General features: G+C 32.1%; 13 protein-coding genes. 12 read left to right on the forward strand and 1 reads right to left on the reverse strand.

Features of this window, described 5'->3' with window-relative positions; all coding sequences use genetic code 11:
* Positions 1–329 precede the first annotated feature (329 nt).
* Positions 330–938: a hypothetical protein gene (locus DFR78_RS11295; RefSeq protein ID WP_199505620.1), complete on the forward strand. Its 609-nt coding sequence runs from the start codon at positions 330–332 to the stop codon at positions 936–938.
* 111 nt (positions 939–1,049) lie between these two features.
* Here DFR78_RS11295 and DFR78_RS11300 read toward each other — a convergent pair whose 3' ends face one another.
* The gene (locus tag DFR78_RS11300) at positions 1,050–1,262 is read right to left on the reverse strand and encodes a helix-turn-helix transcriptional regulator (protein ID WP_114458936.1); all 213 of its coding nucleotides are present in this window, start codon (positions 1,260–1,262) and stop codon (positions 1,050–1,052) included.
* 385 nt (positions 1,263–1,647) lie between these two features.
* Here DFR78_RS11300 and DFR78_RS11305 point away from each other — a divergent pair, with 385 nt between their 5' ends.
* The 11 genes from DFR78_RS11305 to DFR78_RS11355 all read left to right on the forward strand — a co-directional run bounded on the left by DFR78_RS11305 (position 1,648) and on the right by DFR78_RS11355 (position 12,118).
* Positions 1,648–2,769, forward strand: a complete 1,122-nt coding sequence (locus DFR78_RS11305; protein ID WP_114458937.1) for a DUF917 domain-containing protein — start codon at positions 1,648–1,650, stop codon at positions 2,767–2,769.
* Between the two features lie 77 nt (positions 2,770–2,846).
* Positions 2,847–4,133 carry a cytosine permease gene (locus DFR78_RS11310; protein WP_158531768.1) on the forward strand — a complete coding sequence of 429 codons (1,287 nt, stop codon included), beginning with the start codon at positions 2,847–2,849 and terminating at the stop codon, positions 4,131–4,133.
* The gene (locus DFR78_RS11315; RefSeq protein ID WP_233487062.1) at positions 4,120–5,097 is read left to right on the forward strand and encodes an aminopeptidase; all 978 of its coding nucleotides are present in this window, start codon (positions 4,120–4,122) and stop codon (positions 5,095–5,097) included. The genes DFR78_RS11310 and DFR78_RS11315 overlap by 14 nt, the downstream gene beginning before the upstream one ends.
* 154 nt (positions 5,098–5,251) lie before the next feature.
* Positions 5,252–5,995 (forward strand): NAD-dependent deacylase, encoded by a 744-nt coding sequence (locus tag DFR78_RS11320; protein WP_114458939.1) that lies wholly within the window; start codon positions 5,252–5,254, stop codon positions 5,993–5,995.
* A gap of 57 nt (positions 5,996–6,052) precedes the next feature.
* A complete protein-coding gene (gene yqeB / locus DFR78_RS11325; protein WP_114458940.1) occupies positions 6,053–6,880 on the forward strand; it encodes a selenium-dependent molybdenum cofactor biosynthesis protein YqeB in 828 nt (275 codons plus the stop codon).
* 102 nt (positions 6,881–6,982) lie between these two features.
* Complete coding sequence (locus DFR78_RS11330; RefSeq protein ID WP_114458941.1) at positions 6,983–7,981, forward strand: ABC transporter substrate-binding protein; 999 nt, start codon at positions 6,983–6,985, stop codon at positions 7,979–7,981.
* On the forward strand, positions 7,974–8,729 hold the full coding sequence (locus DFR78_RS11335) for an ABC transporter permease (protein ID WP_114458942.1): 756 nt from the start codon (positions 7,974–7,976) through the stop codon (positions 8,727–8,729). The genes DFR78_RS11330 and DFR78_RS11335 overlap by 8 nt, the downstream gene beginning before the upstream one ends.
* Positions 8,730–8,732: 3 nt before the next feature.
* A complete protein-coding gene (locus tag DFR78_RS11340) occupies positions 8,733–9,788 on the forward strand; it encodes an ABC transporter ATP-binding protein (protein WP_114458943.1) in 1,056 nt (351 codons plus the stop codon).
* A 50-nt stretch (positions 9,789–9,838) separates the two neighbouring features.
* Positions 9,839–10,867: a molybdopterin-binding protein gene (locus tag DFR78_RS11345; RefSeq protein ID WP_114458944.1), complete on the forward strand. Its 1,029-nt coding sequence runs from the start codon at positions 9,839–9,841 to the stop codon at positions 10,865–10,867.
* A gap of 26 nt (positions 10,868–10,893) precedes the next feature.
* Positions 10,894–11,643: a Rossmann-like domain-containing protein gene (locus DFR78_RS11350; RefSeq protein WP_114458945.1), complete on the forward strand. Its 750-nt coding sequence runs from the start codon at positions 10,894–10,896 to the stop codon at positions 11,641–11,643.
* 34 nt (positions 11,644–11,677) lie between these two features.
* Complete coding sequence (locus DFR78_RS11355) at positions 11,678–12,118, forward strand: hypothetical protein (protein ID WP_147267772.1); 441 nt, start codon at positions 11,678–11,680, stop codon at positions 12,116–12,118.
* Positions 12,119–12,145 lie beyond the last annotated feature (27 nt).

The following is a 12,145-nucleotide window of genomic DNA, read 5'->3' on the forward strand; positions in this document are numbered from 1 at the left end:
TATTAGCTAAACATAATAATTGAAATTCAAAACCGTCTGCTATTTTCTCGGGGCAAGCCCACGAGGTTTGCTAGCAGACTATAACTTCTATCACTACCTTGAATATCGCTGTAGTTATTTGCTGTAACAAAATAAAGAAAGTAGAATAAATATACAGCAACATATTCAAAGGTGTTAAAACAAATATATGTACTATAATTAGAGTTAAGAAATATGTTAGAGTTCCTTGCATATTAATATTTTAAATAATATAATTGAATTGATAGCTAATAAATACAAATAAATTTAAAGATTTTTGGAGAATACGAGGGGAGGAGGGTGAAAATGAGGTGGCTGCAGATAAGGCATTAAACTTGATCCTTTCAAAAATTGAAGATCTGGACTCTAAATTTAATAAGTTAGATTCTAAGTTTGATAAACTAGATTCTAAGTTTGATAAATTAGATTCCAGAGTCGATCAACTCGATTCTAAAGTAGATAAATTAGATTCTAGAGTAGATAAACTCGATTCTAAAGTAGATAAATTAGATTCTAGAGTAGATAAACTTGATTCTAAAGTAGATAAGTTAGATTTCAGAGTAGATAAACTCGACTCTAAGGTAAATAAACTTGATTCCAGAGTCGACAAACTCGACTCTAAAGTAAATGAACTTGATTCTAAATTTGCTGGTCTAGATTCTAGAGTTGATGGTTTGGAAGTTAATTTATCCAACTTCCGGGGAGAGTTTAATAGTTTTAGAGTTGAAACCAAAGAAACACTGACCCGTATAGAAAAGAGAGTAAATGCAACATTTGAACAGGTTGGTGGTTTAAGTGAATTTAGAACAAAAACCGAATCTCAACTTGATAAGATTCAATCTGACATGACATTTTACGCAGTAAAACAGATTGAAAATGAAAAAGAAATATATAAATTGAATAATAAAATAGCGGAATAAACATAGATGATTAAAGCCTCTCCTAAAATAAATACTGGGAGGGGTTTTTATTTTGAACCTGCTGGAAATTTTCCGGCAGGATTTTTAACTTTACAGGGCTGTTTTTTAATTTTATTCATTTTCCGGTATATAAACCAATAAATCTCCTACCTGACAATCAAAAAATTTACATAGGACCTCTATAGTATTGGCTGGAAATCTGCTTACTTTTTGATTATACCAGTTCGAAACTGTGTTTTTATCTAAACCCGTTTTTTTACTCAATTCGAGCATAGTTTTAATATCATTTTCAGCCATTAAAATAGATAATCTGTTTTTTATCATAAAAAATCCTTTCATATTATAGATTTATACATAAAAATTATTGATTTATACATAAAAATTTGTTATTATTAAAATAGTTAAAGAAATTAAACACACTATAAAAAGAGAGCTTAGAGCTAAATTCATCAGAAGATTCAGCTTTTTTGTACTTAATGATACTTATATTCACCAATTTCCCCAGCAGACAATACTATAGTTATCAAAAAATTATACATGGGGAGGTGAAAACACAGTTATACCCTGGTAAATAAAAATAGAAAAACAGCCCTGCGATAAAAAGTTTAACCAACTTAATTATAACACAGAGCTGTTTTTTAGTAAATTTACCAGGTAAATATTTGTTATTTATCTTTTGTCAATATTATTTTAAAAAGGAGTGTCTAGTGTGAGTGATTTAATTCTAAAAACTAAAACGGAAGTAGAAGATTTTGTTAGAGGATGTACATTTTTTGGAACAGGTGGGGGTGGACTGCCGGAAAACGGTATTGTATCTATAATGTCTGAATTAAACAAAGGGAAAGAGATAAAACTTGTTTCACCAGATCAGATAGAAGATGATGCTGTAGTGGCCACTCCATTTTTAATGGGCTCAATAGCTCCCAAAACTGATAAAATAAAAAAAGAAATGAAAAAATTTGGATTGGAAAATTCAGTTAATGATGAAAAGCAAATGCTGGCTAAAGCTTTAAAAGAATTGGAAAATTATATGGATAAAAAAATTGATTATGTTGTACCAATAGAGCTGGGAGGTTCCAATGCTCCTGGGGCTATAGCAGCTGGTATTTCAAATAATATGCAGGCTTTAGATGGAGATTATGTCGGCAGAGCAATTCCAGAAATTCTGCAGACCACTCCTGCTTTAGATAATAAAAAAATCTGGCCTATTTCCAGTGTTGATGAATGGGGTAATGTATCAATTATAAAAGATTCTATAAATTTTAGAATAGTCGAAAGAATAGGAAAACTTATTAGTGCAGCAGCTTATGGACTGGCAGGACAGGCAGGATTTATTTTATCAGGAAAAGAGATGAAAAAATACATAGTTAAAAATTCTCTTTCTAAATGCTATAAAGTGGGTAAATTGATAAGAGAATCAGATAATCCTATTAGTAGTTTAATAGATGAGCTTAATGGATGGAAGCTCGGCAAAGGAAAGATAACTAAATTAGATGATGAAGATAAAGATGGATATTACTGGGGTACCACACATATTAAAGGTACAGACAAATTTAAAAATGATGAATTTAAAATCTGGTTTAAAAACGAGAATCATATCTGCTACAAAAATGATAAAGTAATTGCCACAAGTCCTGATATTATTGTATTACTAAATACTGATACTGGTGAACCTGTAACTAATGGTGAGCTTAATATCGGAGATAGTGTTACTATAATAGGAGTAAAAGGAAATGACAAATTTAGAACTGAAAAAGGAATAAAAGTACTTGGGCCAAAATATTTTGGTTTTGAAGATATTGACTATACAGAAATTGAAAAGCTAAATTGAGTTAAAAATATAATAAAGCAGTAAGGAATTTTCCTTACTGCTTATAATTAATAAAAAAGTATATGGAGGTTTCTAAAGTGAGCAAAGAAAACGGTGAATTTTATGACTATCCAACTGAACCGGTTCCTCAGAGTGAAAGAAGAACTTTATATAATTTATCAGTTGTTACTGCCGGACTTGCAGTAGCAATGTCAACATTATATACAGGGGCTTCCCTGGCTCAAATGCTGACATATAAAGGGGCAGTAATTTCCATACTAATAGGCTGTTGTGTATTATTTTTAATAGCTGGAATATTAGGAGCAATTGGTACAGAAACAGGAGTTTGTTTTTCTGTACTGGCCAGACATTCATTTGGTAGAGATGGATCTAAAATAATAGGTTTAATCTGGACAGTATCATTAACAGGGTGGTATGCATATCAGTGCGGTTTTTTTGGGGAAACGATAAATTTAATTTGGCCGGACTATTTTTTAACCCAGCCTCATATAGCAGCTTTTTGGGGTGGATTAGTTATGATGACGACAGCAATAATAGGTTATAAAGGACTTTCATTTTTAAGTTCTATAGCATCTCCGCTAATATTTATTATGTGTCTCTGGGGAAGTATAGTAGCATTTAATCAGGTTGGTTTAAGTAAGATAATAAGTAGAGTACCTAAAAATCCAGCTGGATTTGGAACTGGAATAACAATTGTAATTGGAGGATGGATTATAGGTGCAATAATGCAGCCAGATGTAGCTCGTTATGCCAAAAGCAAAAAAGATATCTGGCTTGCAACAGGAATTGCTATGATTGTATTTGCATTTGCAAATTTTGCTGGGATGACAATGACAAAAGCTGTACAGACTGATACAATTATGGCAGCGATGATAGCACTGCAGATGGGAATAGCACCACTATTTATTGTGATATTAGCTCAGTGGACCAGTAATGACAATAATTTATATTCGGCTTCACTTGGAGTTACCAATGTATTTAATTTTTCAAAACATAAGGTTTCACTTGTACTTGGTATTGCAGCTACTGTAATAGCAACCTTTGGAATTGAAGATTTATTTGTTCCTTTTTTAAACTTTCTGGGAACATTTATTCCACCAATTGGGGGAATAATTATGGCTGATTATTATCTGCTGAACAAAAAAGATACCTATACATTTGATCAGAATACAACATATAAGCAGTGGAACCTCCTGGCATTTATTACAATATTATTGTCAGCTTTAATTGGATTTAATTTAGATTTTGGTATATCTGCTATAAATTCCTTGATTTCTGGATCAGTAATATATTGGGTATTAATGAATATAGCAGAAAAAAAGAAGTTTGATCCTTATTACGGCAGAGTAATTGAACATAAATAATAATGAAAAGGTGATAACTGTGGACAATGCATATAAAAAGATTTTTTCAGAATGTATGAAAGTTAGAAAAGACGAAACTGTATTAATTATTACAGATGAAAAAAGGTATAAAATTGCTAAAAAAATATTTAATGTTGGAAAAAAATTCACAGATAAAGTATATCTATTGGAGATGACTGAAAAAGGAAAAGACGGAGAAGAATTATCAAAGTATATTGAAGATGTAATGACAGGAGCTGACGTTGTTATTGCCCCTACATCTAAATCTATTTCACATACAGATGCACGCAGAAATGCCTGTAAAGCAGGAACCAGAGTAGCAAGCATGCCTGGTATAACAGAGGACATATTAGAGAGAACTTTAAATACAGATTACAATAAAATTGAAGAACTAAGTATAAAAATCGCTGAAATATTGGATGATGGTAAATATGTCAAATTAATATCTGATAAAGGTACAGATATTGAATTTTCCATATCTAATAGAAAGGGAATTGCAGATACAGGTAAAATCACTCAGAGAGGAGATTTTGGGAATCTTCCTGCCGGAGAGGCATATACAGCTCCTGTTGAAAATACAGCAGATGGGAAATTAGTATTTGATGGTGCAATTGCAGGTATTGAGAATCTTGATTCTCCAGTGAAAATAGAAGTTAAAAAAGGAAAAATTTTGTCTATTGAAGGAGAAAAAGCAGCTCAACAATTTGAAAATATTATCAATAATGCTGATAAAAATGCAAAGTGTATTGCAGAGCTTGGCATAGGCACAAATGATAAAGCAGTACTTACAAGCAGTTTATTGGAAGTAGAAAAAGTATTAAATACTGTTCATATAGCATTTGGAGACAATGTTACAATGGGAGGAAATAATAATTCGGATTTACATATTGATGGAGTAATTAAAAATCCAACATTAATCATTGATGGTAAAACTATTATTGAAGATGGTAATTTGATTATATAAAAAATATTTACCATTATATTAAAGTCAAAAATCTTAAAGGGAAGGTCCTGGACACCCCCCTTCCCTTTAAATTTCAACAATTTTATAAATAAATATAAAATTTCTCCTTTTAACCAGGATATAAAAATTATATAATAGTTATGAGGTGAACAAAATGGATAGATATAAAAAAGCAGCTGATTTAATTAAAAATTCAACACACACAACAGTATTTACTGGTGCAGGAGTGTCAGTAGAAAGTGGTGTGCCGCCTTTTAGAGGAGAAAATGGGCTGTGGAGTAAATATGACCCAGGAATTCTGAATCTCAATAATTTTTATAATAATCCAGAAGAATGCTGGGTTAAAATTAAAGAGATTTTTTATGACTATTTTGGTAGGGCAGAACCAAATGCTGCCCATAAAGTCATTGCTGAATTAGAAAAAGTTGGTTATGTAAAAGCAGTAGTCACACAGAATATAGACAACTTACATCAGAAAGCAGGCAGTAAAAAAGTATTTGAATTCCACGGTAATTCTAGAGAATTGGTCTGCACAAAATGCGGCAGCAGATATTCTGCCGATAAAGAAATTCTGGAAGATTTACCACCCAGATGTGAAAGATGTGGTAAAATTTTAAAACCTGATTTTGTTTTTTTTGGAGAAGCAATACCCGAGAAGGAAAAAGAATTATCATTTGCTGAAGCAGAAAAAGCAGACTTATTTATAGTAATTGGAACTACAGGAGAAGTCCAGCCGGCATCTTCTATTCCTGTTATTGCAAAAAATAATGGAACAGAGATTATTGAGATTAATGTTGAGAAATCGAATTATACTAATTATATTACAGATATTTTTATTAAAGATAAAGCTACAAAAGCTATGAAAAGAATTGGAGAAGAGCTTTCTTTATTGCTGTAGGGGGAAATTTATTTTTTTGTTTTCGTTATACTTCTGTAAGTATAAAGGGAGGAAAGTATGAATAAAAACAGTAAAAATAATTGCAGAGAAAAAATTGTTTTAATCAAAGGGGCGGGAGATATAGCTTCAGGAACTGCTTACAGGCTGTATAAAGCAGGTTTTAATATAGCTATGAGTGAAATTGAAAACCCAACTGTTGTCAGGAGGACAGTTTCTTTTGCAGAATGTGTTTACAGAGGAAGCTGGGAGGTTGAAGGAATTAAGTCAGTGTATATAGATAATATTAATGAGATAAATAAATTATGGTCAGAGGGGATTATACCTGTATTTAACAGGTGTCATGTGGAAGATTTTAAGAAATTAATGAAGCCAGAAATTGTTGTTGATGCACGCATGATGAAGAGAAAAAACAATACAGAAATTGATGAAGCCAGTATTGTAATCGGTTTGGGTCCAGGGTTTAAGACTGGAGATAATGTAAATGCTGTTGTTGAAACCTACCGCGGGCACTATTTAGGAAGAGCAATTTATCAGGGTGAGGCAATGTCATATAAAAAACAGCCGGGTGAGGTGCCTGGATACAGCATAGAAAGAGTTGTAAGTGCTCCTGCTGAAGGTATCTTTACGAGTGAAAGAAAAATAGGAGAAAAAATTGAAAAAGGAGAAGTTTTTGGATATGTTGATTATATTCCAGTAAAAGCAAAAATATCTGGAGTAATAAGGGGTATTATCTATCCGGGTATTGAAGTTGCAGACCACGAAAAAATTGGAGATATTGATAATAGGAATATAAAAGAATACTGTTTTACTATTTCCGAAAAAGCTCTTGCCATTGGTGGAGGGGTTCTGGAAGCAGTTTTATATTTCTCAAAAGATGAGAATTAAAGATATAGGATAATTAACATGTGTTATTTGAATATCACAGCAATTGTTAAAAAGCTTTTAAAAAGCAAATATTAACGTTTAAAAAAGGAAGAGGGAGTAATAATGAAAAAATCATTAATTTTTATCATGTTAATATTTCTTATGATGCCAGCACTTAATTTTAAGGCAGCTGCAGAAGATATACCGATAAATATAGCAGTTGAATTTATGGATCATGCAGCCAGTTTTTTTGTTGCTGAAAATAAAGGATGGTTTGAAGAATATGATTTAAATATCAGTTCTTTTGATACTTACTCAACAGGAATGGCTCTGTCAGCTGCTTTGAGCAGAGGAGATGTAAATGCAGCTTATATCTGCCTTGTTCCTGCAGTTACTGCTTTTGCCAATGGGAAAGTTCCTATTAAAATAGTAGCAGGAACACATAAATATGGATATGGAATTTTGGTTAACTCAGAGTATATAAGTATAGATAGTGATCTGGAAAAAGAAGGTATAGCAATCGGCTGTCCTCGTGAAGGAAGTCCGGCAGATCTTTTGTTACATAAATTTATAGAAGAAAAAAATCTGAACAAAGAAAAAGTAATGAAAAATATTAGAAGAATGAGTCCTAACAAAATTCTACTATCAATTAAAAACAATAAGATTCAGGCTGGTGTTATGCCTGAACAGTATCCGAGTATGGGAGAGAAAATGGGGTTTAAAATATTAATAAATGCTAAAGAATTGTGGCCTGAAATGCAGGGTAGTGTTTTAGTTGTAACAGAAGATTTAATAAAAAAAGACAGCAAACAGGTCAAAAAGCTGGTTGAAATTAACAGAAGATCAATCCAATTTGTAAAAGATAATCCTGAAGAAGCTTCTGTTATAGTTTCTGAGGCGCTTCAGGCAGGTGGAGAATCATATTTAATGGAAGATAATAATAAAAACAGCAGCATTACTCCAGATATTATTAAAAATTCTATTGAAAAAGAGCTGGAATTCACAACAGAAATTGATGCAGATCAGGTTCAGAGTGTTGTTAATTATATGTCAGACTTAGGATATATAGAAAAATTTGATGTAAAAGAAATATTAGATTTGAGGTATCTGCATAATGAATAAATTTGATTATAACTTAAAAGGACTGGTGCCTGTTTTAATATTTTTTATAGTCTGGGAAAGTGCAGCATCTTTAAATTTAATCTTTGAAAACAACTTTTTACCTTCAATTAAAGAAATAATAGTAGAATTCTATTATTTAACCATCAATGGAGTACTGATTAAAAATTTTTACAGCAGTTTATTAAGAGTTTTAGCAGGAGTTTTCCTTGGTTCATTTTTGGGTCTGGTTGTCGGTATTTTGATGGGCTGGAAGGAAAATGTTAATCAATTTTTAGGTCTTATAATAAGTTTGACCTATCCAATACCTGCCCTGGGTTGGCTGCCACTTTTTATAATATTTTTTGGAGTAAACAATCTGGTTCCAGTACTTATAATATTTATATGCTGTTTTTTTCCAATAGTATATAATACTATAGCTGGAATTAAAGGAGTAGATAATAATTTAATAAATGCAGCCAGAACTCTGGGGGCATCAGAAATAAAAATACTATTTACAATTATTATCCCACTTGCTCTGCCGAGTATTTTTACCGGTTTAAAATTAGAATCCGGAATGGCCTGGAGGGTAGTTATTGCAGCTGAAATGATCGCAATACCAACAGGTATTGGAGCTTTAATGATGAAAGCAGAAAATCTTGTAAGAGTTGACATAATTATAGTCTGTTTGCTGCTGCTGTCACTTATGTGCTTTTTATTTGAAAAAACAATAGTTCTTTTAGAATCCAAATTTACTGATCAGTGGAGGTAAATTATGCCTGATATCAAAATAAAGGATCTTTCAACTGAATTTTGTCTTAAGAAAATGAATTTTACGATAAAAGATGGAGAATTAATGGTTCTCCTGGGTCCATCTGGTTCAGGTAAGACAACTCTTTTAAAAGCTATTGCAGGAATAGTTGACTACAGTGGTTCAATCTATTTTGGAGAAAATAATGTTAATAATTTAGTGCCGGGGAAAAGAAATGTCGGGTATCTTTTCCAGAATATAAATCTTTTTCCACATTTGAATGTATATGATAACATAGCTTATGGATTAAAAACAAAGGGATTTTCTAAAGATGAGATTAAAGAAAAGGTTGAACATATAATAGATTTATTCAATATAACTGAAATTAAAGAACGATATTCTAAAAATTTAAGTGGGGGAGAAAAACAGAGAATTGCTCTGGCCAGAGCTTTAGTATATTCTCCAGACATATTGCTTCTGGATGAGCCGATGAGCAGTCTGGACTACCGCATATCCAAACATTTAAGAATGGAAATAAAAATGCTGCAGAGAAAATTGAATATAACTACCGTTTATGTAACTCACAATTTTTCTGAAGCAGAAGAAATGGCAGATAGGATAGCAGTAATTAATAATGGTGTTATTGAACAGGTGGATAAAGCAGACAGAGTATTTTTTAAGCCGAAGAACAAAAATGTAACTGAGTTTATAGGTGAACCCAATATATTTATCTGCAGCAGCTGTAAGGAACTGAATCTGTATTTAAAAGAGATAAAATGTGGAAAGTTAAACTTTGTTGTTGCAAGTCTCCAAAAAAGCATAAGGAAAATAGCGATTTTGCCTGAAGATATATATGTATCTAAACGTAAACCACCCGGGCCTGATATTAACAGAGTTAAAGCAGAATTGATTGAAATTAAAAAAAATTCCACTTATATTGAATGTGTCTTTATGGTTGATAGAAAAATAAAAGTAAAGCTGGCAGCAGATATTTATAAAAACATGAAGTTGAGCAAAAATGATACTACCTGGCTGACTTTTAACTTTAAGAAAATAAAAGTTTTAAATGGTGACATGTAATTGTATATATTTAGACTGGTTGTGAATATTAAAAATTTGGAGGTAACTTAATGAATTGTAAAAAAATTACTGTAAAAAATGCTGTGGGGGAAACGATTGCACATGATATGACACAAATTATTCCTGGTGAATACAAGGGAGCGAGATTTAAAAAAGGTCATGTGGTGGAAGAAGAAGATATTTCGGTGCTGAGAGATATGGGAAAAGAAAGTCTATATATTATAGATCTAAAGCCAGATGATCTACATGAAGATGAAGCAGCTTTGAGAATTGCAGAAGCTGTCTGTGGTGAAGGATTTACATTTGCTGGCCCGGAAGAAGGTAAGGTAACATTGGAGGCTTCTTATTCCGGTATAATGAAAATAAACAAAGAACTTCTGATAAAAGCAAATAATGTTAAGGATGTATTAATAACATCAATACACAATAAAGTCCCCGTCAGAAAAGGAGACAGTGCAGCCGGAATCAGAATAAACCCACTTGTTATCAGCGAAAAAATAATAAAAAAGATTGAAAATATGGCTGCTGATAAATATATTTTTGAGGTATCTCCATTTAAGAATTATAAAGTAGGCCTGGTTGTTACCGGAAACGAAGTTTATCACGGGAGAATAGAAGATAAATTTGTGCCTACAATTAAAAGAAAATTAAATAGATGGGGTGGAGAACTGCTGGATTTTACCTTTGTTCCTGATAATAGAGATTTAATTAAAGATGCTTTATTGGATTTGAAAGAAAAAGGTGCAGAACTGTTAATAACAGGAGGTGGTATGTCAGTTGATCCTGATGATCTGACACCTTCTGGTATAAGAGCTACTGGAGCAGAAATAATAAGTTATGGGGCTCCTGTACTGCCTGGGAATAAATTGATGCTGGCATATTTAGACAATATTCCTGTTTTAGGACTGCCGGCCTGTGTTCTTTATTATAAAATTACTGTTTTTGATATTATTTATCCCAGAATACTTGCCGGAGAGAAGATCAGCAGAGAAGATATTGTTCAGCTTGGTTTGGGAGGTTTCTGCAGACACTGTGAAGTCTGTCAGTATCCAAATTGTTCTTTTGGAAAAATAAACTAATATTATGGAAATGGAAGTGATATAATATGAATGTACTGAGTAAAACTAAAAATGAATTTTTTAAAATAATAAAAGACTATAGTATAGAAAAAGAAAAAATCGATATAGAAATAATGGGTCTTTCTCCAGAAGAGGCTATAGGTAATCCCGGCAGAGATGATTTTCCTCTGCTGATCGGCAGAGAAGTCATGATACAGGCAGACTATTCGGGCAGTTTTGGCCAGGCTTTTACAGATCATCCTGGCAGATTTAATGGATCTATCTCAGATGTTATTAATCTAAAACTGAATAATAATTATCATCGTGCACTTTTTATTTCTACTGTTAATGCTGTGTTAAATCATTTAAATATGGCAGAAAAAACTATACACTGCCGGGATCAGGAACCACATAAATGTTCTCAGGAAATGGTAAAATGGATTAAAAAAAATAGTGATGCAGAGCATATTGGAATAATTGGTTATCAGCCGGCAATAACTGAAGAATGCAGTAAAGTTTTTGGATCTAAAAATGTTAGAGTGACTGATTTAAATCCAAAATTGATCTCTGAATATAAAGATGGTGTTAAAATATGGAATGGTAATACTGATACAGAAGAACTTATTAAAGAGTCAGATCTGGTGCTTGTCACAGGATCTTCTGTAGTAAATAATTCAATAGATAATATAATAGAAACATTGAACAGCAATGAAAGAGAATATTACTTTTTTGGAAATACAATTGCAGGAGCGGCAGTTCTGGCAGATTTGCCCAGACTTTGTTTTTATGGTCATTAAAATATAAAATTATATCAGAATGGGGATTGATTTTATGAAAGAATTAATTGATAAATTTGGAAGGAAAATAAATCATTTAAGAATTTCAGTAACTGACCGCTGCAATCTCCGCTGTATTTACTGTATGCCGCTTGGTTTTGATATTTCTGAAGAAAAATTCTACAGCAGTGAAAAAATAAAAGAATATATTTCAGAAAAATTTAATCTTTATTCAGCTCAAATTGAGGGCAGTGGCCCGGCCAGATATTATAAAGTAGAGGAAGCGAAAGGAAGTATAGGCTTTATTTCTGCAATCAGTAATAATTTCTGTGCCAATTGTAATAGATTGAGATTAACTGCAGATGGAAAAATTAAACCCTGTCTTGGTAATAATATAGAAGTTAAAATAGCAGATAGAATGTCAGAAGGTGATAGAAGTTATAGTCTGCTAGCAAACCTCGTGGGCTTGCCCCGAGAAAATAGCAGACGGTTTTGAATTTCAATTATTATGTTTAGCTAATAA

Source organism: Halanaerobium sp. MA284_MarDTE_T2, from assembly GCF_003337245.1.
Taxonomy (GTDB): domain Bacteria; phylum Bacillota; class Halanaerobiia; order Halanaerobiales; family Halanaerobiaceae; genus QPJE01.

What these genes read in the sequence shown, in the direction of transcription:
- DFR78_RS11300 (WP_114458936.1), bottom strand. Translation starts at nt 1,262, where the DNA reads ATGATAAAAAACAGATTATCTATTTTAATGGCTGAAAATGATATTAAA.
- DFR78_RS11320 (WP_114458939.1), top strand. Translation starts at nt 5,252, where the DNA reads ATGGATAGATATAAAAAAGCAGCTGATTTAATTAAAAATTCAACACAC.
- yqeB (WP_114458940.1), top strand. Translation starts at nt 6,053, where the DNA reads ATGAATAAAAACAGTAAAAATAATTGCAGAGAAAAAATTGTTTTAATC.
- DFR78_RS11330 (WP_114458941.1), top strand. Translation starts at nt 6,983, where the DNA reads ATGAAAAAATCATTAATTTTTATCATGTTAATATTTCTTATGATGCCA.
- DFR78_RS11335 (WP_114458942.1), top strand. Translation starts at nt 7,974, where the DNA reads ATGAATAAATTTGATTATAACTTAAAAGGACTGGTGCCTGTTTTAATA.
- DFR78_RS11340 (WP_114458943.1), top strand. Translation starts at nt 8,733, where the DNA reads ATGCCTGATATCAAAATAAAGGATCTTTCAACTGAATTTTGTCTTAAG.
- DFR78_RS11345 (WP_114458944.1), top strand. Translation starts at nt 9,839, where the DNA reads ATGAATTGTAAAAAAATTACTGTAAAAAATGCTGTGGGGGAAACGATT.
- DFR78_RS11350 (WP_114458945.1), top strand. Translation starts at nt 10,894, where the DNA reads ATGAATGTACTGAGTAAAACTAAAAATGAATTTTTTAAAATAATAAAA.
- DFR78_RS11355 (WP_147267772.1), top strand. Translation starts at nt 11,678, where the DNA reads ATGAAAGAATTAATTGATAAATTTGGAAGGAAAATAAATCATTTAAGA.